This is a genomic window from Tepidiphilus sp. J10 (assembly GCF_006980785.1).
Taxonomy (GTDB): Bacteria; Pseudomonadota; Gammaproteobacteria; order Burkholderiales; family Rhodocyclaceae; genus Tepidiphilus; species Tepidiphilus olei.
This window is the reverse complement of sequence record NZ_SBHP01000001.1, coordinates 72,809-88,299: the sequence shown is the minus strand read 5'-3', so window position 1 is coordinate 88,299 and position 15,491 is coordinate 72,809. Positions and strand designations below refer to the sequence as shown.

The 15,491-nt window shown below is 66.9% G+C and carries 16 protein-coding genes; 9 read left to right on the top strand and 7 right to left on the bottom strand.

What is annotated here, in order from left to right; genetic code table 11:
* The first annotated feature begins 92 nt into the window (after positions 1 to 92).
* The 9 genes from EPD81_RS00425 to yaaA all read left to right on the top strand — a co-directional run bounded on the left by EPD81_RS00425 (position 93) and on the right by yaaA (position 6,575).
* Positions 93 to 584 (top strand): OmpH family outer membrane protein, encoded by a 492-nt coding sequence (locus EPD81_RS00425; protein WP_194240891.1) that lies wholly within the window; start codon positions 93 to 95, stop codon positions 582 to 584.
* On the top strand, positions 584 to 1,624 hold the full coding sequence (lpxD, locus tag EPD81_RS00420; protein WP_221929148.1) for a UDP-3-O-(3-hydroxymyristoyl)glucosamine N-acyltransferase: 1,041 nt from the start codon (positions 584 to 586) through the stop codon (positions 1,622 to 1,624). Before EPD81_RS00425 ends, lpxD begins: the two co-directional genes overlap by 1 nt.
* A gap of 42 nt (positions 1,625 to 1,666) precedes the next feature.
* Positions 1,667 to 2,104: a 3-hydroxyacyl-ACP dehydratase FabZ gene (gene fabZ, locus EPD81_RS00415; RefSeq protein WP_028874423.1), complete on the top strand. Its 438-nt coding sequence runs from the start codon at positions 1,667 to 1,669 to the stop codon at positions 2,102 to 2,104.
* Positions 2,101 to 2,883 (top strand): acyl-ACP--UDP-N-acetylglucosamine O-acyltransferase, encoded by a 783-nt coding sequence (lpxA, locus tag EPD81_RS00410; RefSeq protein ID WP_142803483.1) that lies wholly within the window; start codon positions 2,101 to 2,103, stop codon positions 2,881 to 2,883. Before fabZ ends, lpxA begins: the two co-directional genes overlap by 4 nt.
* The gene (lpxB, locus tag EPD81_RS00405) at positions 2,867 to 4,033 is read left to right on the top strand and encodes a lipid-A-disaccharide synthase (protein ID WP_142803482.1); all 1,167 of its coding nucleotides are present in this window, start codon (positions 2,867 to 2,869) and stop codon (positions 4,031 to 4,033) included. Before lpxA ends, lpxB begins: the two co-directional genes overlap by 17 nt.
* Before the next feature lie 3 nt (positions 4,034 to 4,036).
* A complete protein-coding gene (gene rnhB / locus EPD81_RS00400) occupies positions 4,037 to 4,615 on the top strand; it encodes a ribonuclease HII (protein WP_142803481.1) in 579 nt (192 codons plus the stop codon).
* Entirely contained in the window at positions 4,612 to 5,421 is an 810-nt protein-coding gene (locus EPD81_RS00395; protein ID WP_142803480.1) for an RNA methyltransferase, read from the top strand. Before rnhB ends, EPD81_RS00395 begins: the two co-directional genes overlap by 4 nt.
* A gap of 55 nt (positions 5,422 to 5,476) precedes the next feature.
* A complete protein-coding gene (locus EPD81_RS00390) occupies positions 5,477 to 5,725 on the top strand; it encodes a DUF2281 domain-containing protein (RefSeq protein WP_142803479.1) in 249 nt (82 codons plus the stop codon).
* A gap of 64 nt (positions 5,726 to 5,789) precedes the next feature.
* On the top strand, positions 5,790 to 6,575 hold the full coding sequence (gene yaaA, locus EPD81_RS00385; RefSeq protein ID WP_142803478.1) for a peroxide stress protein YaaA: 786 nt from the start codon (positions 5,790 to 5,792) through the stop codon (positions 6,573 to 6,575).
* Positions 6,576 to 6,718: 143 nt separating this feature from the next.
* Here yaaA and serB read toward each other — a convergent pair whose 3' ends face one another.
* The 7 genes from serB to amrB form a co-directional block, all read right to left on the bottom strand.
* A complete protein-coding gene (gene serB, locus EPD81_RS00375; RefSeq protein WP_142803477.1) occupies positions 6,719 to 7,540 on the bottom strand; it encodes a phosphoserine phosphatase SerB in 822 nt (273 codons plus the stop codon).
* Positions 7,540 to 8,613, bottom strand: a complete 1,074-nt coding sequence (locus EPD81_RS00370) for a 3-deoxy-7-phosphoheptulonate synthase (RefSeq protein WP_142803476.1) — start codon at positions 8,611 to 8,613, stop codon at positions 7,540 to 7,542. The genes serB and EPD81_RS00370 overlap by 1 nt, the downstream gene beginning before the upstream one ends.
* Before the next feature lie 28 nt (positions 8,614 to 8,641).
* Complete coding sequence (gene mfd / locus EPD81_RS00365; RefSeq protein WP_142803475.1) at positions 8,642 to 12,106, bottom strand: transcription-repair coupling factor; 3,465 nt, start codon at positions 12,104 to 12,106, stop codon at positions 8,642 to 8,644.
* A gap of 52 nt (positions 12,107 to 12,158) precedes the next feature.
* The gene (locus EPD81_RS00360; protein ID WP_142803474.1) at positions 12,159 to 12,899 is read right to left on the bottom strand and encodes a hypothetical protein; all 741 of its coding nucleotides are present in this window, start codon (positions 12,897 to 12,899) and stop codon (positions 12,159 to 12,161) included.
* A 65-nt stretch (positions 12,900 to 12,964) separates the two neighbouring features.
* On the bottom strand, positions 12,965 to 14,038 hold the full coding sequence (gene amrS, locus EPD81_RS00355) for an AmmeMemoRadiSam system radical SAM enzyme (RefSeq protein ID WP_142803473.1): 1,074 nt from the start codon (positions 14,036 to 14,038) through the stop codon (positions 12,965 to 12,967).
* The gene (amrA, locus tag EPD81_RS00350; protein WP_142803472.1) at positions 14,035 to 14,625 is read right to left on the bottom strand and encodes an AmmeMemoRadiSam system protein A; all 591 of its coding nucleotides are present in this window, start codon (positions 14,623 to 14,625) and stop codon (positions 14,035 to 14,037) included. The genes amrS and amrA overlap by 4 nt, the downstream gene beginning before the upstream one ends.
* Complete coding sequence (gene amrB / locus EPD81_RS00345; RefSeq protein WP_142803471.1) at positions 14,603 to 15,430, bottom strand: AmmeMemoRadiSam system protein B; 828 nt, start codon at positions 15,428 to 15,430, stop codon at positions 14,603 to 14,605. The genes amrA and amrB overlap by 23 nt, the downstream gene beginning before the upstream one ends.
* Between the last annotated feature and the right edge of the window lie 61 nt (positions 15,431 to 15,491).

Below are 15,491 nucleotides of genomic sequence, written 5' to 3'. Positions count from 1 at the left end.
CATTCCCGGAGAAGGCATCGTAAGCTTGATGTCACGGGGGGTATTTATTGATGCCTGTGAAGACGAGAGAGGTCAGCGTGAAGAGAAAATCCATGGCAGTATTGTTGGCATTGTCGCTCGGGCTGACGAGCGCGATGGCTTGGGCAGAAGCCAAGATCGGTTTCGTCAATTCGGAGCGTCTGATGCGTGAGGCGCCACCGGCCGTGGCGGCGCAGAAGCGGCTGGAAAAGGAATTCGAGCCGCGCGATCGGGAATTGAAACGCATGGCCGATGAGCTGCAGGCGCTGCAGCAGGAACTGGAGCGCAAGGGCGCGTCGATGAACGAGGGCGAGCGCAACCGCAAGGAGCGGGCTTTTGCCGAGTTGAGCCGCGATTTTCAGCGCAAGCAGCGTGAATTTCGTGAGGATCTCAATCAGCGGCGCAATGAGGAGCTCGCCCGCGTGCTCGACCAGGCCAACAAGGCGATCAAGAAAGTCGCGGAAGACGGCAAGTACGATCTCGTGCTGCAGGATGCGGTCTACGCGAGTCCGCGCATCGACATCACCGACCAGGTCATCAAGGTGCTCGAATCGGGTAATCTGTGATGACGATGGTTACGCTGGGGGATCTCGCCACGCGGTTTGGCGTCGAAATTCGGGGGGATCCCTCTATCGAGCTGCGCCGTGTCGCCTCACTCGAATCGGCACGGCCTGGGGACCTCACCTTCGTGGCGCAGCCGAAGTATCTCGCGCGCCTGCCACAGTGCCGCGCGAGTGCCGTGATCGTCTCGCCGAAATTCGCCGATCGCGCACCATCCCATCTGGCGCTGGTGCTCGCGGCCGATCCTTATCTGCTCTATGCCAAAGCGGCGCAGTGGCTGCACCCTGAACCCGAGGTCGTGCCGGGGGTGCATCCCAGCGCGGTGGTGCTGGGCGAGGTCGATCCGAGCTGCGCCATCGGACCGAACGCGGTGGTGGAGGCCGGGGCACGGATCGGTGCACGTACCGTGATCGGCGCGGGCAGCGTGATCGGCGCGAATTCTAGCGTCGGGTCCGATTGCCGCATCGCCGCCAACGTCACGATCTACCCGGGCTGTGTGATCGGTGCGCGGGTACGCATCCATTCGGGAGCGGTGATCGGCGCCGACGGTTTCGGCTTCGCCTGGGACGGCGAGGAAGAGCGCTGGGTGAAGATCCCGCAGATCGGCCGAGTGCTGATCGGCGACGACGTGGAAATCGGGGCGAATACCTCGATCGACCGCGGCGCGCTCGAAGACACCGTGATCGAGGATGGGGCCATCCTCGACAACCAGATCCAGATCGGACACAACTGCCACGTCGGGGCGTACACCGCCATGGCCGGTTGCGTCGGCGTGGGCGGCAGCACCCGCATCGGGCGCCGTTGCCGTCTGGGCGGGCAGGTCGGTATCGCCGGGCACGTGGAGATCTGCGACGACGTGACCATCATGGCCGGCTCCGGCGTGATGAAGTCCATTACCAAGCCCGGCGTCTACGGCGCTGGCATCCCGCTACAGCCCTACGAGGAGTGGCGGCGCAACTTCGCCTACTTGCGCCATCTCGACGCCATGGCCGAGCGCATTCGCCGCCTCGAGAAGCGTCTGGCCGAACTCGCCGACGAAGACTGATCCTCGCTTTCCCCGATTTTTTGCCGCGAGCCCTGCGACATGATGAACATCGAACAGATCCTGCAGTATCTGCCGCACCGCTATCCATTCCTCCTGGTCGACCGCGTGCTCGAGATGGAGGTGGGCAAACGCATCCTGGCGTTGAAAAACGTCACCATCAACGAGCCCTTCTTCCCGGGGCATTTCCCGCACGCGCCGGTGATGCCGGGCGTGCTGATTCTGGAGGCGCTCGCACAGGCTGCAGCCGTGCTCTCCTTCGAGACCATGGGCACGCGCCCCAATGCCGATTCCATCGTCTATTTTGCCGGTATCGACGAGGCGCGGTTCCGCCGTCCGGTGGTGCCGGGGGATCAGCTTCTGTTGGAAGTGGAATTGCTGCGCAACGTGCGTGGCATCTCGAAGTATTCGGCCACGGCCCGCGTCGGCGAGGAGATCGCGGCCCAGGCGCAGCTCATGTGCGCCCTGAAAGGCTTGAAATGAGCGCGGTCGAAATCCATCCCAGCGCGATCGTCGCTCCCGGCGCCGAGCTCGCCGAGGGGGTGAAGATCGGCCCCTACTGCGTGATCGGCCCGCACGTGAAGATCGGCGCGCGCACGCGGATCGAGGCGCACTGTGTGCTAGAGGGGTACACCACGCTGGGTGAGGACAACCGCGTCTTTCCTTTCTGCTCGCTGGGGCAGGTGCCGCAGGACATGAAGTACGCGGGGGAACCCACGCGGCTGTCGATCGGGCATCGCAACACCATTCGCGAATACTGCTCCTTCAACGTCGGCACGGTTCAGGGCGGCGGCGAGACGCGCGTGGGCGACGACAACTGGATCATGGCCTACGTGCACGTGGCACACGACTGCGTCGTGGGCAATCACACGATTTTCGCCAACAACGCCACGCTCGCGGGCCACGTCGTGGTGGGGGACTGGGCGATCCTTGGCGGCTTTACCGGCGTGCACCAATTCGTGCGCGTGGGAGCGCACAGCTTCTGCGGGGTGGGCACGGTGCTGCTGCAAGACCTGCCGCCCTACGTGACGGTGGCGGGCAATCCGGCCGCGCCGCACGGTATCAACGCCGAGGGCTTGCGCCGTCGGGGGTTTTCGTCCGAGGCGATCGCCGCCATCCGGCGCGCTTACAAACTGCTCTATCGCAGCGGCTTGACGCTCGCCGAGGCGCGCGAGCGCATCGCCGAATTGGCCGCCGAGCAGCCGGAGTTGCAGCCGCTCGTCGATTTTCTCGCGCAACCGGGCCGTGGCATCGTCCGCTGAGAGAACCTCGGTCGCGCTCGTGGCCGGCGAGGCTTCGGGCGACCTCTTGGGAGGGCTGCTCCTCGAAGGACTGCGTCCGGCGCTGCCGGAAGCGCGTTTCTGGGGTGTGGGCGGCGAGGCGATGCGTACCCAAGGGTTCGAGGCGCGCTGGTCCTACGAGCCGCTGGCAGTGCATGGCTTCGTCGACGCGCTCAGGCGCTACCCGCAGCTCGTGCGTTTTCGCCGCGAACTGGCGCGCGCGTTCGAGTCGCCGCCGGTGGATCTCTTCATCGGGATCGACGCACCGGATTTCAACCTTGGGCTGGAGGCGCGACTCAAACGTGCCGGTATCGGCACGGTGCATTTCGTCAGCCCTTCGATCTGGGCCTGGCGCCGCGGGCGGCTGAAGACGATCGCCCGCGCGGTCGACCTGATGCTGTGCCTTTTTCCGTTCGAACCGCCGCTCTATGCCGAAACCGGGGTCGAGGCGTGTTTCGTCGGCCATCCGCTCGCCGACCGGCTGCCGCTCGTGCCGGACCAGGCGGGAGTCCGGACCGCGCTGGGAATCGCACCGCAGGCACCGGTGCTGGCGCTCCTGCCGGGTAGCCGCGAGGGGGAGTTGCGGCACCTCTTGCCCGTCTTCCTCGCCGCCGCGGCCCGCCTGCGCCAAGCCCTGCCGGAGCTGGTCTTGCTCTTGCCCACGGCGAACGCCTTGGGTGATGCGCTCGTCGCCGCCGCCCTGGCCGAGGTGCCCGAGCTCGAGGCCCGTGTGCTGCCGCGGCGGGCGCACGAGGCGATGACGGCGGCCGACGTCGTGCTGCTCGCCAGTGGCACGGCCGCGCTGGAGGCGGCGCTCCTCAAGCGTCCGATGGTGATCGCCTATCGCATGAATCCCTGGCAATACCGCCTGCTGCGGCGCATGGCCTATCTGCCGTGGGTGGGTTTGCCCAACATCCTGCTGCGTGAGACGGTGGTACCCGAGTTGCTGCAGGACGAGGCGAATCCCGCCGATCTGGCCGCGGCGGTGTTGCGCTGGTTCGAAGACGCACCGGCGCGCGAGCGGCTCGCCGAGCGTTTCACCGAATTGCACCTCATGCTGCGCCAAGACACCGCCCGTCGCGCGCGCGAGGCGATCCTGGCGCGGTTCGGCCCGAGACTCGGGGGAAGATAGACGATGGCGGGTTACCTCTGTGGCGTGGACGAGGCGGGGCGCGGGCCGCTCGCCGGCCCGGTGGTGGCCGCGGCGGTGATCCTCCCGCCCGGAGCCTCGCTGCCGGGCTTGAACGATTCGAAGAAACTGAGCCCGAGCCGGCGTGAACGGCTCGCGGCGGAAATTCGCGCCAGCGCACTTGCCTGGGCGGTGGCCGAGGCGTCGGCCTCCGAGATCGATGAATGGAACATCCTGCGGGCGACGCTGCGGGCGATGGCGCGCGCCGTGGCGGCATTGCCCCTGGTGCCGGACGAAGTGCTGGTCGACGGCAACCGGGCGCCGGAGCTGGAGGTGCCGGTACGCACGATCATCGGTGGTGACGCGCTCGAGCCGGCCATCATGGCGGCCTCGATCCTGGCGAAGACGCACCGCGATGCGCGGCTCGTGGCGCTGGATCGCCGTTATCCCGGGTATGGATTCGCCCGGCACAAAGGGTACGGCACCGCCGCGCATCTGGCGGCGCTCGCGCGCCTCGGGCCTTGTCCCGAGCATCGCCGCAGTTTCGCCCCGGTGCGCGCGGCGGCCAACGGAAGCGAACGATGAGCACCTGGCAGGAGATCCGCTCGCGCGACAATCTCCAAGTGCGCGCGATCCGACGCTGGTTGAACGAATCGTCCTTTCGCAAGCGCGAGCCATGGATCGTGCTCGAAGGCGATCACCTGCTCACCGCGGCGCTGCAGGCCGGCTGGATGCCGGAGGCGGTGTTCATCGAGGAAGGTCGGGAAGCGCGTTTCGCGGCCGTGCTCGAGGCACTGCCGCCCGCGTGCGCTCGCATTCGTGTCGCTTCCCCGGTTTTTCGCACGCTTGCCGCCACCGAGACGCCCGCTGGCATCGTGGCGCGGTTCGCGCGCCGTACGCTGGCGCTCGCGCCGCAGGAGCTCGCCGGGCGCGATCTCGTGCTGCTCGACGGGGTGCAGGAGCCGGGCAACGTCGGCGCGATCCTGCGCACCGCCGCTGCCGCGGGCGTGGGTGCGGTGCTGCTCGCACCGGGTTGTGCCGATCCTTGGGCGCCCAAAGTGCTGCGTGCGGCGATGGGCGCGCACTTCGTGCTGCCGTTCGCGCAGATCGACGATCCCGCTCCCTGGTTCGCCACGCGCCGCGGCCGGGTTTTCGCCACGGCGCTCGCCGAGAAGGCCGTGCCGCTCTACACGCTCGATCTGAGGGCGCCGGCGCTGTGGCTCTTCGGTACGGAGGGCGCTGGCGTGCGCCCCGAGTGGTTGGCCATGGCGGACGCCTGCGTGCGCATCCCCATGCCAGGGGCGATGGAGTCGCTCAACGTCGCCGCGGCGGCGGCGGTGTGCCTGTTCGAAGCGGTGCGGCAACGTGGCGGCGGGGGAATTCACGTATGATTCTGAAGTCGATAAGTCGGCATTCCTGATCCCCGCCGAGTGGGAGGAACGATCTATGAATCTCTCCGAACTCATTTTCGAGCACGCGAAACGTTTGCCACCCCAACTGCAACAGGAGACGCTTGATTTCATTTCCTGGATCGAACGGCGTCATGGAATATACGTCAGCAACCCGGTTCGAGCTGCTGCGCAGCGAACAGAATCGTTTCTGGCAAAAATAGCAGGTTGCCCGGGGGAGGATTTTCCCGATGACATCGACGATGCCGATCTCGGCGTCGATGTGCCGCGTGAGTCCTTGGAATGACAGAATTGGCAAGATGACGTTTGAGGCGGTTTGAGGCCCATTCTGCTACAGCAGGAGACGATGCATGCTGCTCGTGATTTCCCCCGCCAAGGCGATGGAGTTCGATACGTCCGCTCCCGTGGCGGAGACGACGCTGCCCGATTTCCTCGATCGGGCGCAGGGGCTGGTCGAGCGGCTGCGGCGGCTGACGCCAGCCGAGTTGCAGTCGCTCATGGACTTGTCGGACAAGCTCGCGGCCCTGAACGTGGGGCGCTATGCGGCCTGGTCGCCCGAACATGCGCCCGCAGAGGCGAAGGCGGCGCTCTTCGCCTATGCGGGCGACGTCTACGAGGGGTTGGACGCGGCGAGCCTGCCTGCGGTAGCGATCGCCTGGCTGCAGGAGAATCTGCGCATCCTCTCCGGCCTCTACGGCGTGCTGCGGCCGCTCGATCGCATCCTGCCGCACCGCCTGGAGATGGGAACGCGGCTGGAGAATCCGCTCGGGCGCGATCTCTACGCCTACTGGAGGGAGGCGGTGACGGCAAGCCTGCGGCACCTGCTCGAGGCGCAGGCGACGGCCGGACGCGAGCCGGTGTTGGTCAACCTCGCCTCCGAGGAATACTTCAAGGTGGTGGACGTGGCGGCGCTGGACGCACGGGTGGTGAGCCCCGTGTTCGAGGACTGGAAGGGCGGGCGTTTCAAGATCATCAGCTTCTACGCCAAGCGCGCCCGCGGGCTGATGGTGCGCCATGCGGCCCTGAAACGGGCGGAGACGGTGGAAGAACTGCTCGACTTCTCGCTCGAGGGCTATGCCTACGATCCGGCGGTTTCGAATCCGGATCGGCCGGTGTTCCGGCGCAAGGCGGCTTAAGGGAAACGCTGAAGCAATGAGCGAGCGGGATGAAGCGCAAGGCGCACGGAGCGCAGCGACCGAGACATATCAAGTAGATAGGCGAGGGAGCGAGTACCGCGCAACGCAGCGATTCGCCCGCGCAGCCAATGATTCAGCGTTTCCTAGGGCAGGAGTTCGAGCACGGTATCCAGCCCCTGCATCATGCTGATGACGTTGACGTGAGGCAGGATGCGGGGCTTGGGCCGCCAGGCGAGCCGCGTGCCGGCGAGGGCGAGCATGGCGAGGTCGTTGGCCCCATCGCCGGCGGCGAGGATCTCGCGCCGGGTCGCACCCAGCCGTGCGGCGGCGGCGCGCAGGATGCCGGCCTTGGCGGCGGCGTCGATCACGGGGCCGACGAGCCGGCCGGTGAGGAGGCCGTCTTTCGTTTCGAGCACGTTGGCGTGCTGTTCGTCGAAACCGAGCTCGCGCGCGAGGCGCTCGGTGAAGAAGGTGAATCCGCCGGAGACGAGCACGCAGTAACAGTCGTTGGCTTTGAGCGCCGCCACGAGCCGCGCCGCGCCGGGGTTGAGGCGTACCCGTTCGCGGTAGAGTGCTTCCAGCCGCGCCACCGGGATGCCGGCCAGCAGCGCCACGCGGGCGTGCAGTGCTTCGCGAAAATCGAGCTCGCCCTGCATGGCCGCTTCGGTGATGCGGGCGACCTCGGGTTTGAGGCCGGCCAGATCGGCGATCTCGTCGATGCACTCGATGGCGATGAGCGTCGAGTCCATGTCGGTGACGAAGAGCCGAAGTGCCCGCCAGTTCGGGGCGACGTCCTCGTCGATCCAGGCCCAGTCGGCGCCGATCGCGCAGAGTTCGCGGTCGAACTCGGCGCGGCGCTCCGGCAGGGCGAGCGAGAGGTAGGTTCCTTGCGGGTGCGCGGCCAGGGAGTGCCGCGCCAGCCACTGGTGCACCGCCGGGGCGGTGAGCAGGCGCAATTGCGGCATCAGCGCCCTCGCTGGGGCAGCACGTCGCGCAGCACTGCATTCGCCGAGCGCAGGATGGCGGCGGTGGTGTCCCAGTCGATGCACGGGTCGGTGATCGAGCAGCCGTACTTGAGTTGCGAGGGCGGCGCGGGGAAGGGTTGGTTGCCCGCTTCGAGGAAACTCTCGAGCATCACGCCGACGATGGAGGTGTTGCCCTCGCGGATTTGGTGCACCACGTCTTTCAACACCAGCGGCTGGAATTCGGGTTTCTTCCAGGAATTGGCGTGCGAGCAGTCGACGACGAGGTTCAGCGGCAGCCCCGCCTTGGCGAGCGCCTGCTCGGCGAGCGACACCGAGACCGAGTCGTAGTTGGGGCGTCCGCCGCCGCCGCGCAGCACGAGGTGGCCGTGGCGGTTTCCCCGGGTGCGCACGATGGCGGTGCGGCCCTCTTCGTCGATGCCGAGAAAAGCGTGGGGGCGCGAGGCCGAGACGATGGCATTGACGGCTACGTCCAGGCTGCCGTCGGTGGCGTTCTTGAATCCGACCGGGGTGGAGAGGCCGGAAGCCATCTCGCGGTGCGTTTGCGATTCGACCGTGCGCGCACCGATCGCCGTCCACGAGATGAGGTCGCCGTAGTATTGCGGTGCGATGGGGTCGAGCGCTTCGGTGGCCGCCGGCAGGCCCAGCTCATTGACGGCGAGCAGGAATTCGCGGGCGCGTGCCATGCCCACGTCGATGCGAAAACTGTCGTCGAGGAAAGGATCGTTGATGTAGCCTTTCCAGCCGGTGGCGGTGCGCGGTTTCTCGAAATAGACCCGCATCACCAATACCATGGTCTCGGCCACTTCCCGGGCGAGCGCAGCGAGCCGCTTGGCGTAGTCGAGGCCGGCGACGGGGTCGTGGATGGAGCAGGGGCCGACGACGACGAAGAGCCGCGGATCTCGCCGCTCGAGGATGTCGACGAGGGTCTGGCGGGCCTGCGTCACGGTGGCCGCGGCGCGCTCGCTCAGGGGGTGCTGCGCCTTGATCTCGGCCGGCGAGGGCATGGGATCGAAGCGCTCGATGTTGGTGTTTTCCAGCAGTGGGTTGCTCATGGGTCCGTGCGTCCTGCCAAAAAGGGAATTATACGGTTTCGATCGCCCGTGGAGCGAGCACGCGGGCGACGAGCTCGCGCACCGCGCGCACGCGCGAGTCTACGTCGGCGGTGGGGCGGGTCTGCACCAGCCGGTCGGGTCCGACCATCTTGACACTGCGATCGTATTGGATGAGCGCGACCACCTTGGCCGGATCGACGGGGGCGTCCGGCGAGAATTGCACGCTGAGGCTTTTTTCGCTCGCATCGACCTTGGCCACGCCGCAGGGGGCGAGGGCGATCCGCAGGCGGTGGGTGGCTACCAGCGTGCGCGTCTGCGGCGGCAGCGGCCCGAAACGGTCGACGAGCTCTTCGGTGAGCTCTTGCAGCGCCGCGTCGCTGTCGGCGTCGGCGAGCCGTTTGTAGAGCTCGAGCCGCACGCTCACGTCCGGGCAATAGTCGTCGGGTAGCAGCGCCGGGGCGTGCAGGTTGATCTCGGCCACGGTGCGGAAGGGGCGGGTGAGATCGCCCGGCTCCTGTCCGCTCTTGAGCCGGCGTACGGCTTCTTCCAGCATGCGGCTGTAGAGGGAGAATCCCACGCGCTGGATTTCGCCCGATTGCTCTTCCCCGAGGACTTCGCCCGCGCCGCGGATCTCCAGGTCGTGCATCGCCAGATAGAAGCCCGAGCCGAGATCTTCGAGCTGGGCGACGGCTTCGAGCCGCTTCTGCGCCTGGGCGCTGGGTTTGACGTGTGGGTCGGTGAGAAGGTAGGCGTAGGCTTGATGGTGGCTGCGCCCGACCCGTCCGCGTAATTGGTGCAGCTGCGCAAGCCCAAAGCGGTCGGCGCGGTCGATCAGGATGGTGTTGGCCGTGGGGATGTCGATGCCGGTCTCGATGATGGTGGTGCACAGCAGCAGGTTCGCGCGCTGGTGCGTGAAGTCGCGCATGACGCGCTCGAGTTCGCGCTCGGACATTTGGCCGTGGCCGACGACGATGCGCGCCATCGGCAGCAGGCGCTCGAGTTCTTCGCGCACGTTCTCGATCGTACGCACTTCGTTATGCACGAAATACACCTGCCCGCCGCGCTTGAATTCGCGCAGCACCGCCTCGCGGATCAGACCCTCGGAGCGGGGGGCGACGAAGGTCTTCACCGCCAGACGCTTCTGGGGGGCGGTGGCGATGACGGAGAAGTCGCGCAGCCCCTCGAGCGCCATGCCCAGCGTGCGCGGGATGGGGGTGGCGGTAAGGGTGAGCACATCGACTTCCTGACGCAGTTTCTTGAGCGCCTCTTTCTGCCGCACGCCGAAGCGGTGTTCCTCGTCGATGATCACCAGCCCCAGGCGGGCGAAGCGCACGTCGGGCTGCAGCAAGCGGTGCGTGCCGATGGCGATGTCGATGCGCCCTTCGGCCAATCCCGCCAGGGCCTCTTTCTGCTCCTTGCTCGAGCGCAGGCGCGAGAGTTCGGCGATGCGCACCGGCCAGTCGGCGAAGCGGTCGGAAAAGGTCTGGAAGTGCTGCTCGGCAAGGAGCGTCGTGGGGGTGAGGATCACCACCTGTTTGCCGCTCGCCACGGCGGCGAAGGCGGCACGCAGCGCCACCTCGGTCTTGCCGAAGCCGACGTCGCCGCACACGAGCCGATCCATGGGTTTGCCGGAGCGCATGTCGGCGAGCACGGCGTCGATGGCCGCCTGCTGGTCCGGCGTGGTCTCGAAGGGGAATCCGGCACAGAAAGCCTCGTAGTCGCGTTCGTCGAATCCGAAGGAGATGCCGGGACGTGCGGCGCGCTGGGCGTAGAGCGCGAGCAGCTCGGCGGCGGTGTCTCGCGCCTGTTCGGCGGCCTTGCGTTTGGCCTTTTCCCATTGGCCGGACCCGAGGCGGTGCAGCTCGACGTGCTCGGGGTCGGCGCCGAGATAGCGCGACACGAGGTGCAGTTGGGCCACGGGTACGTAGAGCTTGTCGCCGCCGGCGTATTCTAGCTGGAGGAATTCGCCCTCGTCCGCCCCCAACGGCATGCGCACGAGCCCCAGGTAGCGGCCGATGCCGTGCTCTTCATGCACCACCGGCGCGCCGGGCGTGAGTTCGGAGAGATCCTTGATCCAGCCTTCGGGCGTGGTCGCTTTGCTCGTCTGGCGCCGGCTGCGGGTTTTGGCGCCGCCGGTGAAGAGTTCTCCTTCGGTATAGACGAGGAGCCGCGCGGCAGGGAGTGCAAACCCGCGCTCGAGCGGTCCGACGGTGAGCGCGAGCGGGGCTTCGCCGGCGAGGAATGCTTCCCAGTGTTCGACGAGCGCCGCCTCCAATCCGGCCTCGCGCAGCCGCTCGAGCAGCGTTTCGCGCCGTCCCGGCGTCTGGACGACCAGGAGCACCCGTTCGCCCGCCGCAGCGGCGGCATGCACCGCTTGCTCCAGCGCCGCAAGGGGCTGGGGTGCGCGCGCGTCGATCGCCGCCGGCGGCGGAGTGCGAGATTCTTCGGACTCGGCCCCGTCGCCGCGCAGCTCGAATCGCGGCACCGCTTTCAAGGCGGTGTAGAACCCTTCGGCATCGAGAAAGAGGGAAGACGGCGGCAGGATGGGACGGCTGCGGTCCCCGCCCAGCAGCCGATGGCGCGCTTCCAGTTCCTGCCAGAAAGATTCGATCGCCGCCGGGCAGTCGCCGTGGAGCAGCCAGGTCGCTTCCGCGCCAACGTAGTCGAAGAGCGTGGCCGTCTCGTCGAAAAAGAGGGGTAGGTAGTACTCGATGCCGGCGGGCCATACGCCCTGGCTGACGTCCTTGTAGAGCATGGCGCGGCTCGGGTCGCCTTCGAAGGTCTCGCGGAAACGCCGACGGAAGGTGGTGCGACCCTCTTCATCGGTGGGGAATTCGCGCGCCGGCAGCAGCTCCACTTCGGGCACGGGGTAGAGGGTGCGCTGGGAGTCGGGGTCGAAGGTCTTGATGCGCTCGATTTCTTCGTCGAAGAGCTCGATGCGGTAGGGGAGCGACGCGCCCATGGGGAAGAGATCGACGATGCCACCGCGCACGGCGAATTCGCCCGGACGCAGCACCTGGGCGACCGGCTCGTAACCTGCCAGGGCCAGCTGCCGGCGCAGCCCCTCGAGCTCGAGGGCCGCGCCCTGCCTGAGTGAGAAAGTGTGTGCGGCGATGAAGGCGGGCGGAGGAAGGCGACCGAGCGCCGTGGCCGCGGCGACGAAGACGAGGTCGAGCGTGCCTTGGGTGAGGGCGTAGAGGGTGGCGATGCGTTCGGAGACGAGATCTTGGTGCGGCGAGAAGGGATCGTAGGGGAGCGTCTCCCAGTCGGGAAAGAGTCGCGTCCGCAGCTGCGGGGCGAAGAAACGCACTTCTTCGGCGAGGCGCTGCGCGTCCAGGGGCGAGGCGGTGACTACCACCAGCGGCCGGCGCCGGCTCGCGAGTTCGGCGACGAGGAGCGCATCGGCACTGCCGGCGAGGCAAGGGATACGGAAGGTTTGGCCGGCTTGCGGCCAACGCAGCCGCTCGAGCACGGGAAGGAGCGTTTGGGTCATGCGGGAATTTTGGGAAGTGGAATCGGGGCAAAAGAAGGTAGAGGGCGGAATTCTAACCCGCCGGCACGGTCTGGGTCGAAGGAGTGTGCGGCAGGTGACGCTCGAACCACTCGCAGGTGAGCGCGATCGCCTCCAGCCACGGCCCTTTGGGCGGTGGGGGAGGCAAGCGTTCCCAGCGTTTGGGCGCTCCGATATGGGGCCATGCGGCAGTGTTCGGTTTGTCGTCGTCGGCAGAGGAGGTCATGAGCAAGATCGGCGTAGTCAAGGTGACGAGGGGTGCTGCGCCCGCCAGATCGATTCTTCCCAGGGGACAAGAGAGGGCGTAAAAAGTTTGGTCTTCACGCGCCGCGAGACGGATCGACACGGCGGCTGCGGTGCGCCAGCCCACCGCAGCCAGAGGCAGGTTGCCACGAAACGGTTGATGGTGCAGCCATTCGAGCACGGTGGCGGCGCGCTCGCCGAGGTCGTTGACGTGCCAGGCGATCTCTTCGGCATCGGCGCATTCGTTGGGGGTGAGCAGGCAAACGGTCAGTGTGCCGAACCCTCGTGCCGTGAGTGCTTGCGCCAATGCCTGGCTTTGGGCAGCATCGTTTCCGGTCTCGAGGATGAGGACGAAGGCACGTGTCGATTCGGGGAGTGCGAACGAGACGTCGATCCACGAGCGCTCGCCGACTTTGAGCCGCAGCGCTTGGACGCAGAATGCCCAGGTGGCGCGATTTTCTCGCTGCCCTGCAGCCGTTCGCGATGGTCGCTCGCGGTACCCGTCGTTCCCTGCGGGGGATGGCGATCCCATGTCAGGGGCATCGGGTGCTTCTGTTTCTGTGCGAGAAGGAGACGGGGAAGTCATGCCAGGCTCCCTCACCCGGCGCCGAGTACGATGGGGATGCGCCGGTTGCCGAAGTGTCCCGGGGCGCGAGCGAAACGCCCCTCGATCTCCCGGCCGCAAGCGGGACAGTGCCCTTCGGGCGTGAGCGCATAGCGGGTGATGACGTAGCCGTCGCGCTCGATCAGCCGGGTACCGCAGTCGGGGCAATAGGTCGTCGAACCCTCCCGATCGCGGACGTTGCCGGTATAGACGTAGGCGAGCCCCTCTTCGCGGGCGATGGCCCGCGCCCGCACCAGGGTCTGCGGCGGGGTGGGTGGCCGATCGAGCATCTTGAAGGCGGGGAAGAAGGCGGTGAAGTGCAGCGGAACGGTGGTTTTGAGCTCGTCGCGCACCCAGCGCGACAAGGCCCGAATCTCGTTTTCGCTGTCGTTGAGACCGGGGATGAGGAGCGTGGTGATCTCGACCCAGACGTCGGTTTGGTGCACGAGGTAACGCAAGGTATCGAGCACCGGCTGGAGTTTGCCGCCACAGTAGCGGAAATAGAACTCCTCGGTGAATCCTTTGAGGTCGACGTTGGCCGCGTCCATCGCCGCGAAGAATTCCTCGCGGGCGCCGGGCTCGATGTAGCCGTTGGTCACGGCCACCGTATAGAGCTGGTGCTTGCGGGCGAGTTCGGCACAGTCGATCGCGTATTCGGCAAAGATGATCGGATCGTTGTAGGTGAAGGCGAGCCCCTGGGCGCCGTAGGCGAGCGCCGCTGCCACGATGGCCTCGGGCGTGCCGGAGTCGTCCAGCGTGGCGTCGAGCTCCTTGGCCGCCGAAATCGACCAGTTCTGGCAGTATTTGCAGGCGAGGTTGCAGCCGGCGGTGCCGAAGGAGAGTACCGCCGTGCCGGGGTAGAAGTGGTTGAGCGGCTTCTTCTCGATGGGGTCGATGCAGAAGCCGCTCGATCGGCCGTAGGTGGTGAGCACCATCTGGCCGCCGAGGTTGGCGCGCACGAGGCAAGCGCCGTGCTGTCCCTCACGCAGTTTGCAGCGGCGCGGGCACAGGATGCATTCGAGGCGCCCGTCGGGCAGCGGACGGTAGAAACGGGCAGGGGCGTTCATTGCACGGCTCCGGCGGGCAAGGGTTCTTTCCATTTGGCTACCGTGTAGCGTGCGGCCATGAGGTTGCGCGCGGGGCGGCGCGGGTCGAGCCCCGCCTTGAGCTTGAGGGCGGCGAGAAAATGGTGCGGATTGGGGATCTCTTCCCACACTTGGGGCAGAAAGGTGGCCGAATTGCACCCCGAGAAGATCATCAGACCGTCGATGCCCGGCCGAAGTTGCGCCAACAGATCTTCCTCGTCACGGAATTCGAGGAATTCGAGCGGCGAGAGCAGCGACACCTCGATGCGGATGAGGGGCAGCTCGTCGGCCGTGACAGGAGGAAAGCGAGGATCGCGTGTGGCGGCGGCGATCGCATTCTCGGCGACGTCTTGGCGCAGCGGTCGCTGAGCGCGCACCGAGCCGATGCAGCCCCGCAGTTCTCCTTCTTCGGTGAGCGTGACGAAGGTGGCACCGGGTTCGTCGAGCCGCGGATCTTCCGGCCGGGGCAGGCGACGACCGGTGAGATGCTCGGTGATGGCGGCACGGGCATGGGCGAGCAGCACCTGCCCGAGCCGCTCGTCGACCTCAATGGATGGCTTCGGCTCCATGGCGAACCTCCTCGGTGAAGGCGATGCTGGTGTAGCCGACGACCCGGTCCCGGTCGCCAAAAGTGTCGCCGCTGTTGCAATAGGCAATGACATGGGGTTGGAGCTGGCGACGCCGGGCGGCGAGCAGCAACCCGTCGATGGCGATCGCTCCACAGGCATCATCCGGCGTGATCGTCGCATCGCCCTGTAGGATGCGCTCGATCGTGGCCTGATCGAGGGCACGCGCCTCGTCGTAAGGGTGGTAGTGCGAAAGGTCGGAGCTCACGAGGATGAGCGTCTCGGGCCCGTCCCAGAGCGCCTCCATCACGCGGGCGACATGGGCCGGGTCGGTCCAGCCGACGACGAAGGGAACCAGGGTGAAACTCGGTAAAATGCTCTGCAGGAAGGGGAGCTGCACTTCCAGGCTGTGCTCGAGCTCGTGGGCCCGATCCGAGACTTCCACCTGCGGCAATTTCAAGGCTTCGTTCCATGCGTGCATGTCGAGAGGAACGTCGCCGAGCGGTGTGCGAAACGCGCTCGCCTGCGGTAGCGCCAATCCGAGCAGGGGAACGCGATGCGCCGGGCCGAAGAGCACGACGCGCCGGATGCGCGATGCAAAAGGGGTGAGCTGGTTGTAGCCGCTGGCGGCGACGATTCCCGAATAATCGTAGCCGGCGTGCGGCACGATCAGGGCTTTTGGCGCTGCCGGCAGCGAGGCAGGCGTGGCGCGGGCAAAGTGTGCGGCTAGCGTCGCTTGCAGACTGCGCGCCGAAGCGGGGTAGAAGAGCCCGCTCACGGCGGGGGGACGAATGGTTCGTGCAGCCATGATGTTGGTCCTGCGTGGTACGGCAAAGGAACGAAGGTGGTTCGTACTAGCGGATTCTTTA

Bases quoted from the DNA above. Each gene is read 5' to 3' on its own strand.
- yaaA (WP_142803478.1), top strand. From the start codon at position 5,790: ATGCTGCTCGTGATTTCCCCCGCCAAGGCGATGGAGTTCGATACGTCC.
- mfd (WP_142803475.1), bottom strand. From the start codon at position 12,106: ATGACCCAAACGCTCCTTCCCGTGCTCGAGCGGCTGCGTTGGCCGCAA.
- rnhB (WP_142803481.1), top strand. From the start codon at position 4,037: ATGGCGGGTTACCTCTGTGGCGTGGACGAGGCGGGGCGCGGGCCGCTC.
- EPD81_RS00360 (WP_142803474.1), bottom strand. From the start codon at position 12,899: ATGGGATCGCCATCCCCCGCAGGGAACGACGGGTACCGCGAGCGACCA.
- EPD81_RS00395 (WP_142803480.1), top strand. From the start codon at position 4,612: ATGAGCACCTGGCAGGAGATCCGCTCGCGCGACAATCTCCAAGTGCGC.
- EPD81_RS00370 (WP_142803476.1), bottom strand. From the start codon at position 8,613: ATGAGCAACCCACTGCTGGAAAACACCAACATCGAGCGCTTCGATCCC.
- EPD81_RS00425 (WP_194240891.1), top strand. From the start codon at position 93: ATGGCAGTATTGTTGGCATTGTCGCTCGGGCTGACGAGCGCGATGGCT.
- serB (WP_142803477.1), bottom strand. From the start codon at position 7,540: ATGCCGCAATTGCGCCTGCTCACCGCCCCGGCGGTGCACCAGTGGCTG.
- fabZ (WP_028874423.1), top strand. From the start codon at position 1,667: ATGAACATCGAACAGATCCTGCAGTATCTGCCGCACCGCTATCCATTC.
- EPD81_RS00390 (WP_142803479.1), top strand. From the start codon at position 5,477: ATGAATCTCTCCGAACTCATTTTCGAGCACGCGAAACGTTTGCCACCC.
- amrB (WP_142803471.1), bottom strand. From the start codon at position 15,430: ATGGCTGCACGAACCATTCGTCCCCCCGCCGTGAGCGGGCTCTTCTAC.
- lpxA (WP_142803483.1), top strand. From the start codon at position 2,101: ATGAGCGCGGTCGAAATCCATCCCAGCGCGATCGTCGCTCCCGGCGCC.
- lpxD (WP_221929148.1), top strand. From the start codon at position 584: ATGACGATGGTTACGCTGGGGGATCTCGCCACGCGGTTTGGCGTCGAA.
- amrA (WP_142803472.1), bottom strand. From the start codon at position 14,625: ATGGAGCCGAAGCCATCCATTGAGGTCGACGAGCGGCTCGGGCAGGTG.
- amrS (WP_142803473.1), bottom strand. From the start codon at position 14,038: ATGAACGCCCCTGCCCGTTTCTACCGTCCGCTGCCCGACGGGCGCCTC.